This is a genomic window from Paenarthrobacter aurescens, assembly GCF_041549525.1.
Taxonomy (GTDB): Bacteria; Actinomycetota; Actinomycetes; order Actinomycetales; family Micrococcaceae; genus Arthrobacter; species Arthrobacter aurescens.
The window spans coordinates 3,680,282-3,697,719 of record NZ_CP157456.1 but is presented as its reverse complement, the minus strand read 5'-3'; the positions used below and the strand labels follow the sequence as shown (position 1 = coordinate 3,697,719).

Below are 17,438 nucleotides of genomic sequence, written 5' to 3'. Positions count from 1 at the left end.
TTAGTCCTCCGGTTCTGCGGGGAACAGCCAATCATGGCCGGTTCCGTCGGCAATTTCTGCGGGTGTGGGGGCGCCGTGGAACAGGACGCCCACAACACCCACTGGCCCGTCTTCCTTGGTCTTGTCCAGTCCGTAGAAGGCGCTGTTGAAGAGCCTGATGATGTGGGCTGGATTGAAGTGCTCATCGCGCGTGTTGGCGCGGACGGTGTGATAGCCGGTATCCCGCAAAGCAAGAAGGCGTTCAATGGTGGCGCGGTACTCCGGGAACTTGCGCGACACGGATCCGGCGGTCGTGGAGCGATCCATGTCGCGCAGAAGAGGGACCAGGTGCTGCAACTTCTGCGGCAGGTCCAGAGTCATGTCGTCGAAGCCTGAAGGGAGGTCCTTGAGCGGCCCGCGGCGGGGTTCTTCAGCATTCGCGGATTTGTACCAACCGAAATGGAGTGCCGAGGGGTCGTCCAGATCCACGCCCGTTGCCCACGCGTAGTCCTTGGCGATGATGTCCAGGAGCTCGCCCACTGGCGTGGCCGGCGACGCCGGGGCATACTCTTCAACGGTGATCAGACTCGCCATGTCTTCCGGCGCCGGGAGCAGTTCCAGCAGCAATGCAGCGAGGATCTCCCGGGTTTCGGACGTTAGCCCTGAAGATGCCTTGTAGATGGAGTCGAGCAAGTTGCCTGGTTCTCCCGCCGTTGCCCTCAATCCGGCCAGTCGGGAGCGGAGTTGAGCGAGCTCGGAACTGACCAATTCTGCAGCGGGCTGATAGGTGTACCGCATGCGGTCTTTGGCCTTGTAGCTGACGGCGCGTTCCAACAGTGAGTCCAAGCGGTCCAATTCGGGTGCGTCCGGGGCCAGAATCAGGTCCCGCGCCTCGGCCAGGCTTGCTTCCCGCAGCGTAATCCAGCGGTCCACCATCTGTGGGTGGTTCTTGGCGAAGAGCACGAGGCCGAGACCGGAGGCGTTGCCCAGGCCAAGGAAGCGGCGGAAATCGTGGCTCAGTGTGGCGGCATCGTGGCTCCGGGCCGCAGCCATGTGTTCCGCGAGATCCAGACTGAACTCACGCATGAGATACGACGTCAGCATCTGTGCGTGGTACGGCGTCCGCAGGGGGTGATCTGACTCGTAGGCAGCGAACGAACGCGTGCCGAAAGTGCCGTTCCCGTCCAATCCGGTGTTGCGCATGAGGTAGCAAACAGCACCAAGCACTCGTGCCGGAGGCTGTTCGCCGCGGGACAAGGCCTCAACAGTGAGGTCGAAGGCCCGCATGCTGCGGTTGGCCCGGCACCAGATCAAAGTTCCTGGCGCGGCTCGTCCGCCGTAAAGTTTGGGCAGTTCGCGCTTGGTCTGCTCAATGCGTTCGTCGCCAGCGGCACCCTCGATGAGTGCGCCCATCATGTCCCAGTGACTGCCGATGATCCGGTCAGTCCGCTCAACGCCCTCCTTCGGTGCGTTGGAGAACACCACGAACTCAAAAGACCAGTCATCATTGACTGCCACGTGATAGCGGGCGTTCCCTTGGCCTGAGGCATCGATATTGAATTCTGCCCGGGAGATGACCCAGCGCTCCTGGACCATCTTGTTGACCAGCGTTCGGCTGGCGCTGAAGCGCGTGGGCTGCAGCGCACCCAGCGCGTCGGGTGTCATGACGACCCCCGGATCCCTCAATTGCATCATTCCTGCTCCATTCAATGGCTTCATGGTGTGCCCGGATGTGTGGGCGAGATTCTGAGCGTACGTCTACGCATACGTGACAGTGTTCAGCATACACATACACAAAATCCAGCGATAGAGCGGATTTTGGCAAAAATATTCATTTAAGAAATCGAGGTCTTGTATCTGTGTCGCAGCACACGTATGCTCCTGACAAATGGAAAAGACATCAGCCCTCGAAGATCAGTCCGCTCAGAAGTCCGCAACCCGGACCCTTAGCTCAGCCAGCCGGGCCCTTGGCCTGCTCGAAGCAATCGCGGAGCACCGACGACCCGTCAAGCCACCCACTTTGTCGCGCCAACTGGGCTGGTCGAGGGCTACCTTGCACCAACACCTCGTCACGTTCGTGAGTGCAGGATGGCTGGAGCAACTGGAGGACGGCTCATACCGCTTATCCATGAGGGCGAGCCGTGTGGGCAGGGCAGCCATGGAGCAATCGAGCATCGGGGAGCGGGTCCTGCCCCTCATGCGCCAACTCACCGAAGCCACCCGGGAATCCACATTCCTGGCGATTCTCGACGGCGATGCTGCCCACATTGTCGAGCGTATGGAACCACGCCGTCGTATCCGTGCTGACATCAGCGCAGAAATGAGCTGGGCCTTGGACGATAGTGCCTCGGGACGCGCGCTGGTGGCGTTCGCCGATCCCGCCGTCGTCGATGAACTCCGGGCGACCGGCGCGAAACTCCCAACACAAACCGAACTGGCCCGTGTCCGCCGCAACGGCTATGCCGTTTCAGCGCGCGAGCCCGATGACGAAGACATGATCACGGCAGTAGCCGTCCCCCTGATGGACGATCGCGGCTACTGCGTTGCAGCACTCGGGGTCCTTGGACCCGAGGATCGCCTGGACATCGAGGACGTCGCCCGCAGGCTCAAAGCCGGCGCCGACAATCTCCATGCGCTGTGGCATCCAGCCAACTAGTACAAGCCAGAGGAACTACCACACCATGAAAACACCCGACACTTTATACGTCGACGGGATGGAAAGCGGAAACTTCACGTCCGAGACGCTGAGGACCATCCGGTCCGGTGACGTCGACTGCATTACGGTCACGTGCGGTTTTTGGGATGACGCCGTAGAGTCCCTGGACTCCATCGCACGATGGCGTGAATTCATCGAAGAAAACAGCGACGTGGTGGGTATCGCGCGGAATACCGACGATATCCGCCGGCTCCGGGCTGAGAACCGCACCGCAGTCCTCCTCGGATTCCAGAACACGTCCTCGCTGCAGGGCCGCATTCGCTTTGTCCGGCTGTTCGCCGAGCTCGGCGTACGCATCTTCCAGCTGACCTACAACAACCAGAACGACGTCGGCTCCAGCTGTTACGAGCCCGGCGATGCAGGACTCACGAGGTTTGGCTACGAAGTGGTGGGCGAGCTCAACAAGAACGGTATTTTGGTGGACCTGTCGCATGTGGGGGAGCGGACGTGCAAAGACGCAATTGCCGCTTCCTCCAAGCCGGTGGCCATCACCCACGCCAACGCTGCGAGCTTGTATTCGCACCCCCGCAACGTTTCAGACAGCACCATCAAGGAACTGTCAGCACGCGGCGGTGTAATCGGCTGTGCGCTGTACCCCAACCTTGCCGGTCCCGAATACAGTGCGTCGCTGGATGCTTGGTGCGACATGGTCCTCAAAACCGCGGACATCGCGGGCATTGACCATGTAGGGATCGGATCCGACCTTGGTGGCAGCACCACGGACGCTGACCTGGCTTGGATGCGACAGGGCCGCTGGACCCTCCTGGAAAACTACGGCGCCGCTTCAGCCGTGTCCCCTGGCGATGACGACCCCCAATGGTTCACGTCCATGGAGTCTTTCGCTGGAATCGCCGATGGCTTGGCCGGACGCGGACTCAACACTTCAGAAGTGTCTGCCGTCATGGGCGGAAACTGGATGCGTCTGTATAGCGAGGTCATGGCATGAGCGCCGTATCAACCACCAAGCCATTGGGAACTTCAGCCCCGCGCAAGGTCATTCCGCTTCGACGCCCCGGCCGGATCGTGTTCGCCATCATCATCCTGGTCCTGGTAGCCCAAGGCATCCTTGTCCTCTTCACCAACCCCAACTTCGAATGGGAGGTGGTGGCAAGCTACATTTTCGCCCCGCCCATCATGCAAGGCTTGTGGCTGACACTTTGGCTCACTGTAGTGGCCATGGTGCTAGGCATCGCCCTGGGAGTGGTGCTGGCAATCATGCGGTTGTCATCCAACCCGGTGGCCTCCTACACGGCATGGGCCTTTGTTTGGTTCTTCCGCGGAACGCCTCTGCTGGTGCAGTTGGTGTTTTGGTACAACCTCGCTGTGCTGTTCCCGTCCATCAACTTGGGCATCCCGTTCGGAGGTCCGGTCTTCGCCAGCCTGGACGCCAACAAGATCATCACTCCGATTGTCGCCAGCCTCTTGGGGCTGGTGCTCAACGAAGCCGCCTACATGGCCGAAATCGTCCGCTCCGGCATCACAGCCGTGGACAAGGGCCAAGTGGAAGCAGCAAGTGCTCTGGGAATGAACCGGGCAAAGACACTTCGCCGGATCATCCTTCCGCAGGCATCCCGGGTAATGATCCCGCCTGCTGGCAACGAAACCATCACCATGCTCAAGAGCACGTCGTTGGTGAGCGTCGTGGCAGTGGCGGACCTGATGTACCAGGTCAACCTCATCTCCGCCCAAACGTTCCAGACCATTCCGCTACTCATAGTGGCCAGCCTCTGGTACCTCCTGGCCACGTCCGTGCTGTCCGTGGGGCAGTCACGATTGGAGCGCAAGTTCGGCCGCAGCGATCAGCAGATCTCCGGCCAGGGAAACAAACTCACGCAGCTGTTCACTATGCGGCGTCTCTTGAAGGCAGGCAACCGATGAACACCCTTCCCATGGTCCAGGTCAGCGATGTCCATAAGCACTACGGCGATTTCCACGTCCTCAACGGCATCAACCTTGCACTCAACGCAGGTGAGGTGATGTGCGTAGTGGGGCCCTCCGGCTCCGGTAAGTCCACCATGCTGCGCTTCATCAACCACCTGGAAAAGATCGACGCCGGCACCATTCACGTAGACGGTGAACTCGTGGGGTACCGCGAGCGCAACGGCAATCTGCACGAAATGAAAGACAAAGACGTATGCAGGCAGCGCGCTGACGTCGGAATGGTCTTTCAAAAGTTCAACCTGTTCGCCCACATGACCGCGCTCGAAAACATCATGGAAGCACCCATGCAAGTTCGTGGCCGGAAGCGCGCCGACGTTCGGTCCGAAGCTTTGGAGCTGTTGGAGCGCGTTGGATTGGGCAACAAGGCCGGTAACTACCCGGGTCAGCTCTCCGGCGGTCAGCAGCAGCGCGTCGCCATTGCCCGGGCTCTGGCGATGCGGCCCAAAGTGATGTTGTTTGACGAACCCACCTCTGCGCTGGATCCCGAGTTGGTGGGCGAAGTACTGGACGTTATGCGGGAGCTGGCGGCATCAGGAATGACCATGGCGGTTATTACGCACGAGATGGCGTTCGCCAAGGAAGTAGGCAACTCCCTGGTCTTCATGGACGGCGGTGCCGTCATTGAAAGCGGCAACCCACGCGACGTTTTGAACAATCCCCAACACCCCCGAACACAGGCTTTTCTTTCAAAGGTCCTCTGAGAGGTCCACCCCGCATTTACCCCCACCCCAAGAAGGAAGATCATGAAAGCCATTTCCCAGCCCCGTCATGCCCTGAAGAAGCCAATGGCGGCAGCTTCAGCACTCCTGACCATCGGTCTGCTGTCAGCATGCGGCAATGGCGCCGCAGCTCCGGCAGCCAATTCCGAGGTCAAGGCAAACGCCGATATCCAGGCGCTCCTTCCTGAAGAACTCAAGAAGGGCGGCACCATCGAGATCGCGGTCGACTCCGCCTACCCTCCCATGGACTTCATGGAGGGCGACAAGATGGTGGGCATTGAACCCGAGATGTGGACCGCCGCCGGTGAGCTGATGGGAGTCACCATCAAGCCAACCACAGTGGCGTTCGACGCGATCGTTCCCGCATTTCAGTCGCAGCGGTACCAAGCGAGCTTCGCCGGTTTCTGGATCACCGAGGAACGCACCAAGGCAGTAGACATGGTGTCCTTCTTCCAGAGCGGCTCGCAGTACTTGGTCCGCGGCGATGACAGCAAGGGCGCAATCGACAGCTTTGCCGATCTCTGCGGACGGTCAGTAGCCCTGCAGAGCGGCTCATACGAAATGACCTATGCCGAAGACGCAGGCAAGGAATGCGAAAAGGCCGGCAAGCCGGCAGTGCAGATCCAAGGCTACAAGACGCAGGACCAGGCAACCCTGGCAGTCACCAGTGGACGTGCCGATGCAACCGGCATGGGCGCAGAGGTTGCCGGCTACGTGGCCCAGCAGTCCAAAGGAAAGCTCAAGACCGCGGGCAAAGTCTTCCACACGGTTGAGGGCGGCATCGCGTTGCCCAAGGGAAGCAAGCTCTCCAGCGCGTTCCAGGCAGCTTTCAACAAGTTGATCGCTGACGGGAAGTACAGCGAGATTTTCGCCAAGTGGGGCCTTGAGAGCGCCAAGATCACCGAGTCGAAAGCGCACACGAGCTAATGGCTCTGGCACAGCAAGCAGTCACGTTCATTCCGGAGCCGGGTGCAGATCCGGAAGCTGCCCTCTACTCAGATACCGCAACAGCTGGCGGGGTAGTCTGGACCACCCAGATCCCGACGAGCCCCGACGGCACCATGCCGGACGGTATTGAGGCGCAGTCCAGGCAGGTGCTGGACAACCTGCGTTATGCGCTCGAGCGGGCGGGAAGCTGCCTTGATCACGTGATGCATATGACCATCTACTTCACTGATATGACCGAACGGGCCGTCTTCAACGAGCTCTACCGTGAGTACTTTTCGGCCCCGCGCCCGGTTCGCTGCGCCTTGGGTGTCAATCAACTCGGCATCCCGGGCATGAAGGTGGAACTGACCGCGACGGCGGCGGTCACTTCAGCAGGTTGAAACACCCAAACAATCTGGCCAGGCCGCACGGTACGCCGGGCTTCCTGCCTGTAGCTGAATTGCTTCAACGGGAAGATAATGAAGGCATGGCACGGCATGCAGCGCACGTGCTGGTGGACTGAGCACCGATTGCTCATGTGGTGAGGAACTCCGATGTCCTTGTCGGACGAAGAACGCAGGAGCTTGGAGGAGCTGGAGCGGGATCTCGCTTCAACCGATCCGGACCTCGCCTATGAGCTGAAGTCCGGACGCCTGCGCGGAGCCGTGGCGCGCACAGTTCTTGGCATCACGGCGGTTCTGGCCGGCTTCGTCATGGTCATTGCCGGGATCATTACCCAGCTGGTCATTCTGGGCGTAGTGGGATTCCTGCTGGCCAGCGGCGGAGCGTATTGGCTCATGGCCGTGTGGTCACTGCGCAGGCGGATACAACGGCACAACGACCACCCCGCCCCCTGAGCCTCGGTTGTAGAAGGCGGTCCCCAGGGAAGGGTGCTTCCCAGGGAGAGTGTTAACTAGGGAACGGGGGGCACCGGCGGTTTAACGGGGGTCTCTGGCTGCTTGACCGGATCAGGTTCGCCCGGCGGCAGCATGGTACGCCAGGCAAACACTGCGCCCGCTCCCACCAAGGCAGCGGCAATGGCAGTGAACCATATGGCACGGCCGGAGCTGCGCTGTGTGGTCTTCCGGCTGAGTGCCTGGGTGGCTTTCCTGACTGCCCTGGCAGCGGTGCGCTTAGCTTCCTTGGCGGCCTTTTTGTTGCCGGTCAAGGTGAGCATTACGCCGTGGACCACAGAGGGAACGTCGGCGTGATTGATCCGGGCCAAAGCCCACCTCACCACTGCATCTGTCTGCGCGGAGGTGCCCTCCGTCGCATGCGTTACCCACTCACGGGCAAGATCCTGCGCGGCGGGAATGATGCTTTGCGTTCTGTACATGCTGAACTCCTCACGTAGTGACACGATCTCTTGCCAGCCTACGCTGCAGCATCTGTGGCCAACAGATGCCCGGCGTTTGAGGTCAGTTCCGCACTACCGAGGCCAACTCCACCGGCTCCTCCAGCCCGGCCCACTGTCCGTTGAGAATAAGGTCCCCGTGGAGCTCGGGAGCTGCAGCAGTGTTGGCCGAAGCATCTGCGGCCACGTCCAGAACCCGGGTTACCTTCAAGCGCAGCTCGCCGGCATCAATGATGGTCACACCGCTGCCTGTCACAGGCGCCGAGGCACTCAAAGCGGGGACGCCGCCGTCGAGCTTTCCGCTGCCCTTCACCGTAACGGTGCTGGGCCGGGGCTCCGGTTCGCCGTCCACAAACTGCGTGGCCTCTTCCTGGCCGGTCAAAATAGCGGTGGCGAGGGCTTTGACGTAGACGGGATCCGCGCAGGCGTCGTAAACCCAGCGCTTACCCAGGACCGAGTGATCCATGGTTCCGATGAGCCACTCCCCAGCACCGGCAAGTTCGTAGCCGCGGTAGCTCAGGGGAACGTGGTAGACGCGCTCGCCGGCCGCGACAACGTGCGTCTCGAGGCCCACCTCGCCGTCGGGATCATCAAAGCGGTAGGCGCCAATGAGCTCCGGGGAACCATCCTGGATGAACCAGGGCTGCTTGGGGAGGTAGTCAGCGATGAGTTCGAGCTTGGACGGGGACAGGGTTGCCTTGTAAATGATCGCCATGCTCCCCAGCCTAGGGCAGGGGTTGCAAGCTGCCGAAGACCAGGCGTCCCTAGGCGTCCGGTTTGGTCACCAGTGAGCCTCGTGCGGCGCCCACCATGCCCTCCACAGCGTGGGCAAGATGCGTGCCGCGGTTGTTGACGCCGTCCCAGCGCACCAGGGCCTGGGCGTTCAGGCCGTCCACCATGCCAAGAATCTGCCATGCTACGGCGGCGGGATCGGTAACGTTGAAGGCCCCGGTGGCGTGTCCCTCCTCCACTACGTCCTGGAAAACCCTCTGCCAGGCATCCATTTGCTCGCGGACAGCGGTTGCCAGAGTTTCATTGCGGCGCCCCAGCGTCCACGCTTCCACCCAGATCGCCGTGACGTCCAGCCGGCTGTTGTCCAGCAGCGTTTCCACCAGGACGCCCAAGCGTTCGGACGGGCCGGGCTGCTGGCTCAGCAGGCTTGAAACTTCCTGCGTTTCCGCGGCCACGATGGTGGCGAACGTGGTGGAGACCAGTGCGTCCATTGTGGGCTGATAGTGGGCCACCAGACCCGACGCAACCCCCACGCGGGCAGCAACATTTCGCAGTGTGAGGGCTGTGAGCCCGGCCTCGAGAGCGATCTCGCGGGCGGCTTCGGTGATTTCTGCGGCGCGCTCTGCGGGAGACTTCCGGACCGCGCGCTTCTGTGGAGTGCTTGACATCAAGGACCAGTCTAGATTACCTTTTCATCATTGTTGATCGAGTGATCAACAAGAACCTGCACTAAGACGAAGGAGTCACCCATGGCTTGGAGAATGCCGGCCGAAACCGCACAGCATGAGCGCACTTGGATGGCGTTTCCCCGTACCGGCGTGACCCTGGGCGAGGACGCTGCCTCCGCCGAAGAGGCTTACGCGGCCTGGACAGCCGTGGCTCACGCCGTGGCCGAATTCGAGCCGGTCACCATGGTGGTGGACCCCAGCGAGCGTGATCGTGCCGCCCGCATGCTGGGCAGTGGCATCGAGCAGATCGAGGCGCCGTTGGATGAGTTCTGGATGCGCGACGTCGGACCCACCTTTGTGCTCGATGATGAACGTCCCGAGGTGCTTGGCGCAGTGGACTGGATCTTCAACGGCTGGGGTGCGCCCGCCTGGTCCGAATGGCAGAGGAGCGCCCGTCTGGGCCGTTTTGTTGCCGAAAAGTCCGGCGCCGAACTGGTCAGCTCCCTCCTGGTAAACGAGGGCGGCGCCATCCATGTTGACGGTGAAGGAACGGTGCTGATCACCGAAACGGTCCAGCTCGATCCAAATCGGAACCCCTACGCGGACAAGGCGGCAGTGGAGGCTGAACTGGCCCGCACCATTGGCGCCAGCAAGGTCATCTGGGTTCCCCGCGGCCTAACCCGCGACTACGAGGACTTTGGCACGCGGGGCCACATCGACATGGTGGCAACCCTCCCGGCTCCCGGCCGGATCCTGCTGCACTCCCAGACCAACCCGGAACACCCGGACTACGAGGTCAGCCGCACACTGCACTCATTCCTGGAAACCCAGACCGACGCGAAGGGCAAGCCTTTCGACGTTGTTCCGCTGCCCGCGCCGGAAACGCTTCGCGACGAAGACGGCTTTGTGGACTGGAGCTACGTGAACCACCTCGTGGTCAACGGCGGCGTGATCGCTTGTGGGTACGGGGAAGAACGTGCGGACTCGCTCGCAGCAGAAATCCTGGGCGAGGCCTACCCTGGCCGCCGCGTGGTCACCATAGACGCCCGTCCCATCCTTGCCCGGGGCGGCGGCATCCACTGCATCACCCAGCAGCAGCCGCGTCTTGGCGAAGCCCAGCTCACCGGGGGTGCAGCGTAATGGCTCCCTTCGACGTCGTTGAAGCCTCCATCGCCCAATTGCGTGCAGCGCTGGAAACCGGGGAGGTGACCAGCGAACAGCTCACCCGGGCGTATCTTGACCGGATTGAGGCTTACGACCACAACGGCATCAAACTCAACGCTCTGGTGGTCATGAACCCCAGTGCTTTGGCAGATGCCCGGGCATCGGATGAGCGACGGGCGCGGGGGACTGTCCGGGGTCCGTTGGATGGCATCCCCTACACGGCCAAGGACAGCTACCTCGCCAAAGGTCTCACTGCCGCAGCCGGTTCGCCTGCCTTCGAGCACCTTGTTGCGCAGCGGGACGCCTTCACCATCGAACGCCTCAGGGAGGCCGGTGCCGTGCTGATCGGCCTGACCAACATGCCGCCCATGGCCAACGGCGGCATGCAGCGCGGTGTCTACGGGCGGGCCGAAAGCCCCTACAACGCCGATTTCCTCACGGCCGCGTTCGGCTCCGGTTCCTCCAACGGTTCCGGCACCGCAACTGCCGCCAGCTTCGCCGCCTTCGGCCTGGGTGAGGAAACCTGGTCAAGTGGCCGCGCACCGGCGTCGAACAATGCTCTGTGCGCCTACACGCCCTCCCGCGGCGTCATCTCCGTGCGCGGCAACTGGCCGCTGGTCCCCACCATGGACGTAGTGGTCCCGCATACGCGGACCATGGCGGACATGTTGGAGTTGCTGGACGTGATCGTGGCCGACGACTCCGAGACCCGCGGCGACTTCTGGCGCGTCCAGCCCTGGGTTCAGATCCCCAAAGCTTCCGAGGTGTGCCCGGAGTCCTACCTCGCGCTGTCACCGGAAAAGTCCGACGACGGACCGCTGGCTTTGCGGGGCAAACGCTTCGGAGTGCCGCGCATGTACATCAACGCCGACGCCGAAGCCGGCACCAGCGCCAATCCGGGCATCGGCGGTCCCACCGGGCAGAAGATCGAGACGCGGGCCTCCATTATTGACTTGTGGGAGGCCGCGAAGCGGGACCTGGAAGAGGCCGGGGCCGAGGTTGTGCTGGTGGACTTCCCGGTGGTCACAAACTATGAAGGCGACCGACCGGGCGCTCCCACTATCGCCACCCGGGGCCTTGTCACCCCTGAGTACCTCAAGCGTGAAATCGAGGACCTGTCGGCTTGGGCGTGGGACGACTTCCTCCGTGCCAACGGCGACCCCGCACTCAACACGCTTGCCGATGTGGATGGTGCAGCGATTTTCCCTCACCCGAAGGGCGCGCTTGCAGACCGCTACACCGGATTCGACGACGACATTGCGGACTATCCGGAGCACGTCCGTGAGCGCGGGGTTTCGCATCTTACTGAGATCCCTGAACTGGAACATGGACTCCGCGGGCTCGAAGAAACGCGGCGAGTGGACCTTGAGGAGTGGATGGACGGGCTGGGTTTGGATGCCGTCCTGTTCCCGGCCGTAGCGGATGTGGGGCCGGCGGACATGGACGTCAACCCTGATTCGGCGGACCTCGGCTGGCGCAACGGGGTGTGGGTGGCCAACGGCAACCTCGTCCCGAGGCACCTGGGAATCCCCACGGTGACTGTGCCGATGGGAACCATGGCGGATATCGGCATGCCCGTGGGCCTGACCTTCGCCGGCCGCGCCTATGACGATACTGCTCTGCTGGCGTTGGCTGCCGCCTTCGAAGCCACAGGTTCGCGGCGCACTTCTCCGCCCCGGACGCCAGCGCTGTAACGGGTTCAGCTGTGGGCAAGCCCGACCTAATGCGTGATGCGGCCGCTGCTCTGTTTACAATCAAAGGGACGTCGACCACTGAGGGAATCATGAAGAAACTCACCACTGTCCTGATCGCTGCCGGGCTCATCGCCTCGGCATCCGCCTGTTCCGCCCAGCAGCAGCTCACCACGGCTGAAACCTGCGACCGCGTTGGTGTGGCCGCCTCCAGCATTCCCCAGAACGCGAGCAAGACCGCCACCAACCGTGTGGCCAACGCTATCCGGCCCATCGAAGTCGTTGCATCGGACGAAATGAAGCCGGTTGTCACCGCCATCCTGGAGTACATGGATGAGCAGTCCAAGGAAACCCCGGACGAGGCGAAGCTTGGCGAGCTCGGCCAGGCATACCAGGAAGCCGGCACCAAGTACGGCGAGCTCTGCCGCGGCTAATGACGCCCGCGCGCTGACTGCATCTGACACGCACAAAAGGGACCGGCTCATCAGCCGGTCCCTTTTTGCACCCTCTATCACTTCCCATTGCTTTAGCCGGGACCGTCTATCACTTTCTTCAGGGCAGTGAGAGGGGATCGGTGAAAGGGGGAGGGGATGTGAGAGAGGGTTACTTTTCGTCGGGGCCCAGGTCAGGCCCGACGGCGAAGCTCACCTCACGCGTGGCGCTTCCGTGGAGTTCGAGGAAGCCGGCACCAAGTACGTCGAGCTCTGCCGCGGCCCATCAGCCGGCCCCTTTTTGCACCCTCTATCACTTCCCATTCCCTTTTCCGGGACCGTCTATCACGTCCCGTTGCTCTAGCCGGGACCGTCTATCACTTTCTTCAGGGCAGTGAGAGGGGATCGGTGAAAGGGGGAGGGGATGTGAGAGAAGGTTGGTGGGGACCCGACGGCGAAGCTCACCTCACGCGTGGCGCTTCCGTGGAGTTCGAGGAAGCCGGCACCAAGTACGTCGAGCTCTGCCGCGGCTCATTAGCCGGCCCCCTTTTTGCACCCTCTATCACTTCCCGTTGCTTTAGCCGGGACCGTCTATCACGTCCCGTTGCTTTAGCCGGGACCGTCTATCACTTCCCATTCCCTTTTCCGGGACCGTCTATCACTTTCTTCAGGGCAGTGAGAGGGGATCGGGGAAAGGGGGAGGGGATGTGAGAGAAGGTTGGTGGGTGGCCCGAGGGATGTGAGAGGGTTACTTTTCGTCGGGGCCCACGTCAGGCCCGACGGCGAAACTCACCTCACGCGTCGCGCTTCCGTGAAGTTCCAGGATGGCGAGCTCGTTGGCGCCTTCGCGGATCAGCGGACCGGGCACATAGAGGGTGCGCTGCGGACCGCGACTCCAATATCTGCCAATGTTGAAGCCGTTGATGAAGGCATTGCCCTTGGTCCAGCCGTCCAGGCGGAGGAACCGGTCGCCGGGGCCGTCGGCTTCAAAGGTGGCGAAGGAGAGGGAAGGTCCGGCCACTCCAGCGTGGGCGGGGTGGCCGTCCGGAAACGGCAGCGCGGCATCACGGAAGGCATCCAGGGACTTCAGGTCAACAGCGCCTATTTCCCAGTCCACTACCTCCACGCCGTTGAGCAACGCGGGTCCGATCAGCCCTTTGGCCTCGCCGATCCTCTGCCCGTAGTTCACCCGGCCTTGGTCTTCCAGAAGAACCTGAAGGCGGCCACCATGGGGGATGACTACCGCGCGCTCGCCCGCTTCCCGGCTCAGTACCCCCACAGGCACTCCGTCCAGGAAGAACTGTGCCCGGTCCCGGACCTCTGAGAAGGACAAGACTCCGCCGCCCTGCAGCATCACTTCGTAGAGGTAGAAGCCTCGGTAATGCCCGGTGATTTCCACCGGCGGAACCGGGCCGGGAACCAGTTGCGTAGCAGGCGGGATGGACAGCAATGGCGTGGACCCGGAGACGGACACTACGGAAGACGTCAGCGACGGCCGCGCGGCAGGTACCTCGGAAGGAACCGGGAAGTGCTTGGCAATGACGTCCCGGAAGGCAAAGTACTTGGCCGTGGGCTGTCCGTCTTCGGAGAGCGGCGCGTCGTAGTCGTACGAGGTGATGGTGGGCTCGTAAATACCCTTGTCGTTCGCCCCGTTGCTGAACCCGAAGTTGGTGCCCCCATGGAACATGTAGATGTTCACGGAAGCCCCGGCGGTCAGCAGCGCATCCAGTTCGGCGGCGGAAACAGCGGCGTCGGTGGTGTGATGGTGCGTTCCCCAGTTGTCGAACCAGCCGTTCCAGAACTCGGCGCACATCAGTGGGCCAGTGGGTTGCCGTTCCCGCAGGAAGGCAAGCCGCTCGTCAGCACGCGACCCAAAGGTCCCGGTTTTGTGCAGCTCAGGCAGGGAGCCGTCCTCGATCATGGTCCCGAACGGCTGATCGCAGGTGAACAGCGGAACATCCACCCCCAAGCGCTTGGACAGGTCAACCAGGTGCTGCAAGTAGGCCTTGTCGCTGCCGTAAGCACCGTATTCGTTCTCTATCTGGAACATGATCACGGGCCCGCCCCGCGAGATCTGGCGTGGCACCACCAAAGCCAGCACGGCCTCCATATAAGCAGAGACGGCGGCCAAGTAGCCGGGCTCGCTGCTGCGCACGCCCACGGTGGGGTCCGAGAACAGCCATGCGGGCAACCCACCGCTGTCCCATTCGGCGCAAATGTAGGGGCCCGGGCGGACAATCGCGTGCATCCCGGAATCGGCCACCAGATCAAGGAACCGCCCGAGATCCAGTCCGCCCTCGGCAACAAAAGAACCGGGAACAGGCGAGTGCTCGTTCCACGGCACGTACGTCTCAATGGTGTTCAAGCCCATGAGCCGTGCCTTGCGGATCCGGTCAGCCCACAGGTCCGGGTGAACCCGGAAATAGTGGATGGCCCCGGAGAGGATCCGGAAAGGCCGATCGTTCAGGAGGAAGTCCTGATCGCCAATGGTGAACGTGTCCAAGAAAGGTCCTAACAGTTTTACGGGGTACGGAGCACGGCGTGGAAAGCGTACGAGGCGTTGCTCCAGATCACGAACAGCAGCGGGGCCGGGGCCAGTGCGATGCCCAGGACCGGTTGCATCACGGCGGCGGAGACGATGATGCCCAGCAGGATCAGCATGGCCAGGCTGAGGTACCAGCGCTGAACGGCGAGGTACAGCGCGGCCTTGAGGACGCTTTTCAGCCTCGCTTCAGGCAGGAGTACGACGCCGGCAATCGCCGTGACCGAAAGGGTCACCGTTACGGCGGCTGCTACGACGATCAGCGGCACCAGAAGCGCTGCACCCGGAAGGGAGGCGGAGTTGTTCTGGATGACGGCCAGGTCCACGCCGAGGAACATCAGCATGGCCGCTGCCCCCACGCCCAGCAGCGCGGCCTTGGCGAAACTGCGCTTGTATCCGCGAAGGAACCCAGCAACCGGCTTGACCGCGCCGCCGTCGTCGTTCAAGGCCTTGAAGGCGGCGAAGATGCCGGCGAGCGACGGCGCAATGGTGACCGAGAGCGCCAGGAAGAACGGCCAGGAGGCAGCGGGGTCGGCCACCAGCGAAAGGCTGAGGACCAAGGGGGCGTTGGCCGCTGCGAGCAGGACGTTCCCGGCCAGGAAGGTGTAGATGAACCCGAAAATGCTCCCGAAGGTCTCGAATCCTGGCCCGGCCCACCGCCGCGGTTTAGCGCTCACAATGCTCATCCTTTCATCCCGCTGGTCGCGATGCCCTGGATGAAGTAACGCTGGCCAATGAGGAAGATGATGAGGATGGGGATCACGGAGATCACCGAGCCGGTCATGATCATGGCGTACTCGGCGTCGAACTGGCCCACGAAGGAACGCAGGCCCAACTGGACAGTCCAGAGGCGGTTGGACGTGAGGTAGATGAAGGGACCCATGTAGTCGTTCCAGGTATTCACGAACGTGAGCAGAGCCAGGCTGGCGAGGGCCGGCTTGGACAGAGGCAGGATCACGCGGGCCCAGATGCCGTATTCGCTGAGCCCATCAATGCGGGCGGCTTCGCAGAGCTCGTCCGGGATGGTCATGTAGTACTGACGCATCAGGAACACACCGAACGCGCCGAAGGCCTGGAGCAGGATCAGGGCGTTGAAGCTGTTGGTCAGTCCAAGGTTCTGCATCATGATGTACTGCGGCACCATGTAGGCCTGCCACGGAACGGCGATGGTACCGATGTAGGCAAGGAACAACACGTCGCGGCCCGGGAAACGGACCTTGGAGAAACCGTAGGCAGCCAGTGAGCCCGTCAGGACCTGGAGGCACGTGATGATCACAGCGAGGTAGAGCGAGTTCTGCAGGTAGCCCATCATGGGAATGCGGGTCCAGATGTCCGTGTAGTTGCTCCACACGAACTCCTGCGGGATCCACTGGATAGGGACTGTGAGGACCTGGTTGTTCTCCTTCAGCGAGGAAGAGAGCATCCAGATGAACGGCACCATGAGCGCCACCACCAGGACCACCAGAACGCCGTAGATCACCATGTTCGCGGTGCGCTTTTTCGCCTCGCGTGGGGAGCGCTTGCGGTCAGTACGACGGCGGTCTTCCGCGCTGGGCGCCCCTGACGGGGACGGGGTTGCGTCCGTTATATGAGTGGCTTTGAGGTCTTCGGCCATGTTGGTCATCAGCGTTCCCTCCGCTGTTGGATCTTGAACTGCAGGACGGTGACCGTCAGCACGATGATGAACAGGACCAGCGAGATGGCCGAGGAGTAGCCGAACTTACCTTCGCCGATGCCTTCCTGGTAGATCAGCTGGGACAGCACCGTGGTGGACCGTCCGGGGCCACCGTTGGTCATGACCACAATGAGGTCGAACACCTTGAAACTGGAGACCGTCAGCATGACCACCACAAAGAACGTGGTGGGCCGCAGGGACGGGATGGTGACGTTCCAGAAACGCTGCCAGGCGCTGGCACCGTCCACTTCGGCCGCTTCGTACAGCTCCGTGGGGATCGCCTGCAGACCGGCCAAGTACAGGACCATGTAGTAGCCCATGTCGCGCCACACGCTGGTGATGATCACTGCCGGCATGGCCCAGTCGGAGCTGGAGGTCCAGCCGGGAGGGTTGGCGATGCCGATAGCGCCAAGGAACTGGTTGATGGGGCCGTTGTCCGGGCTGAACAGCATGTTCCACACCACTGCAACAGCAACCAAAGAGGTGATGTACGGGAAGAAGATGGCAACCCGGAAGAAGCCGATGCCCTTGAGCTTACGGTTCAGCAGCATGGCCAGGAGCAGCGCCAGGGCCATGGTCAGCGGGACGTGACCCAAGGCGTAAACAACAGTGTTCCGCAGGGCGATCCAGAAGGAGTCCGATGCGAACATGCGCTCAAAGTTGGCCAAGCCAATCCATTTGGGGGCGCTGAACGAGGTCCATTCCATGAAGGAGAGCGCGAAAGCGGCCACGACTGGAATGAGGGTGAAGGCCAGGAAGCCAAGGAAGTTCGGAAGAATGAACGTCCAGCCAATCAGCGTGTTACGCCTGGCTTGCTTCCTGTTGCCGCGGCTCTGCACGGGGGCAGGGGCCTGGGGGATTGTTTCTGTAGTCATGATGACCGCTCCCGGGGCGGGGGC

Annotated in this window: 18 protein-coding genes; 10 read left to right on the top strand and 8 right to left on the bottom strand. The window is 62.2% G+C overall.

Annotated features, from left to right (window positions below):
* Positions 1-1,644: a hypothetical protein gene (locus tag ABI796_RS17145; RefSeq protein WP_141280643.1), complete on the bottom strand. Its 1,644-nt coding sequence runs from the start codon at positions 1,642-1,644 to the stop codon at positions 1-3.
* A 223-nt stretch (positions 1,645-1,867) separates the two neighbouring features.
* Here ABI796_RS17145 and ABI796_RS17140 point away from each other — a divergent pair, with 223 nt between their 5' ends.
* From ABI796_RS17140 to ABI796_RS17110, 7 genes are all read left to right on the top strand, one after another.
* Complete coding sequence (locus tag ABI796_RS17140; RefSeq protein WP_141280645.1) at positions 1,868-2,635, top strand: IclR family transcriptional regulator; 768 nt, start codon at positions 1,868-1,870, stop codon at positions 2,633-2,635.
* Between the two features lie 25 nt (positions 2,636-2,660).
* On the top strand, positions 2,661-3,641 hold the full coding sequence (locus tag ABI796_RS17135; RefSeq protein ID WP_141280647.1) for a membrane dipeptidase: 981 nt from the start codon (positions 2,661-2,663) through the stop codon (positions 3,639-3,641).
* Positions 3,638-4,573: an amino acid ABC transporter permease gene (locus tag ABI796_RS17130; RefSeq protein WP_141280649.1), complete on the top strand. Its 936-nt coding sequence runs from the start codon at positions 3,638-3,640 to the stop codon at positions 4,571-4,573. Before ABI796_RS17135 ends, ABI796_RS17130 begins: the two co-directional genes overlap by 4 nt.
* Positions 4,570-5,337 carry an amino acid ABC transporter ATP-binding protein gene (locus ABI796_RS17125; RefSeq protein ID WP_141280651.1) on the top strand — a complete coding sequence of 256 codons (768 nt, stop codon included), beginning with the start codon at positions 4,570-4,572 and terminating at the stop codon, positions 5,335-5,337. The genes ABI796_RS17130 and ABI796_RS17125 overlap by 4 nt, the downstream gene beginning before the upstream one ends.
* A gap of 42 nt (positions 5,338-5,379) precedes the next feature.
* Complete coding sequence (locus ABI796_RS17120; RefSeq protein WP_141280653.1) at positions 5,380-6,282, top strand: ABC transporter substrate-binding protein; 903 nt, start codon at positions 5,380-5,382, stop codon at positions 6,280-6,282.
* Between the two features lie 5 nt (positions 6,283-6,287).
* Positions 6,288-6,683 (top strand): RidA family protein, encoded by a 396-nt coding sequence (locus ABI796_RS17115; RefSeq protein ID WP_141281037.1) that lies wholly within the window; start codon positions 6,288-6,290, stop codon positions 6,681-6,683.
* A 153-nt stretch (positions 6,684-6,836) separates the two neighbouring features.
* Positions 6,837-7,139: a DUF3040 domain-containing protein gene (locus ABI796_RS17110; RefSeq protein WP_141280654.1), complete on the top strand. Its 303-nt coding sequence runs from the start codon at positions 6,837-6,839 to the stop codon at positions 7,137-7,139.
* 56 nt (positions 7,140-7,195) lie between these two features.
* On the opposite strand, the gene ABI796_RS17105 is transcribed toward ABI796_RS17110, so the two are convergent.
* The 3 genes from ABI796_RS17105 to ABI796_RS17095 all read right to left on the bottom strand — a co-directional run bounded on the left by ABI796_RS17105 (position 7,196) and on the right by ABI796_RS17095 (position 9,036).
* The gene (locus ABI796_RS17105; protein WP_141280656.1) at positions 7,196-7,618 is read right to left on the bottom strand and encodes a hypothetical protein; all 423 of its coding nucleotides are present in this window, start codon (positions 7,616-7,618) and stop codon (positions 7,196-7,198) included.
* Positions 7,619-7,700: 82 nt separating this feature from the next.
* Positions 7,701-8,351, bottom strand: a complete 651-nt coding sequence (locus tag ABI796_RS17100) for a CG0192-related protein (protein WP_141280658.1) — start codon at positions 8,349-8,351, stop codon at positions 7,701-7,703.
* Positions 8,352-8,400: 49 nt separating this feature from the next.
* Positions 8,401-9,036, bottom strand: coding sequence for a TetR/AcrR family transcriptional regulator (locus ABI796_RS17095; RefSeq protein ID WP_141280660.1), 636 nt, complete (start codon positions 9,034-9,036; stop codon positions 8,401-8,403).
* Positions 9,037-9,117: 81 nt separating this feature from the next.
* On the opposite strand from ABI796_RS17095, the gene ABI796_RS17090 reads away from it, so the two are divergent.
* From ABI796_RS17090 to ABI796_RS17080, 3 genes are all read left to right on the top strand, one after another.
* On the top strand, positions 9,118-10,176 hold the full coding sequence (locus ABI796_RS17090; RefSeq protein ID WP_141280662.1) for an agmatine/peptidylarginine deiminase: 1,059 nt from the start codon (positions 9,118-9,120) through the stop codon (positions 10,174-10,176).
* A complete protein-coding gene (locus ABI796_RS17085) occupies positions 10,176-11,894 on the top strand; it encodes an amidase (RefSeq protein ID WP_141280664.1) in 1,719 nt (572 codons plus the stop codon). The genes ABI796_RS17090 and ABI796_RS17085 overlap by 1 nt, the downstream gene beginning before the upstream one ends.
* An 89-nt stretch (positions 11,895-11,983) precedes the next feature.
* Entirely contained in the window at positions 11,984-12,325 is a 342-nt protein-coding gene (locus ABI796_RS17080) for a hypothetical protein (RefSeq protein WP_141280665.1), read from the top strand.
* A 745-nt stretch (positions 12,326-13,070) separates the two neighbouring features.
* Here ABI796_RS17080 and ABI796_RS17075 read toward each other — a convergent pair.
* From ABI796_RS17075 to ABI796_RS17060, 4 genes are read right to left on the bottom strand one after another with little or no spacing between them, the layout of a single operon-like run.
* Complete coding sequence (locus ABI796_RS17075) at positions 13,071-14,825, bottom strand: glycoside hydrolase family 35 protein (protein ID WP_141280667.1); 1,755 nt, start codon at positions 14,823-14,825, stop codon at positions 13,071-13,073.
* 17 nt (positions 14,826-14,842) lie between these two features.
* Positions 14,843-15,541: a DUF624 domain-containing protein gene (locus ABI796_RS17070; protein ID WP_246095633.1), complete on the bottom strand. Its 699-nt coding sequence runs from the start codon at positions 15,539-15,541 to the stop codon at positions 14,843-14,845.
* A 5-nt stretch (positions 15,542-15,546) separates the two neighbouring features.
* Positions 15,547-16,488, bottom strand: coding sequence for a carbohydrate ABC transporter permease (locus ABI796_RS17065; protein WP_141280669.1), 942 nt, complete (start codon positions 16,486-16,488; stop codon positions 15,547-15,549).
* Entirely contained in the window at positions 16,488-17,414 is a 927-nt protein-coding gene (locus ABI796_RS17060; protein ID WP_141280671.1) for a carbohydrate ABC transporter permease, read from the bottom strand. The genes ABI796_RS17065 and ABI796_RS17060 overlap by 1 nt, the downstream gene beginning before the upstream one ends.
* Between the last annotated feature and the right edge of the window lie 24 nt (positions 17,415-17,438).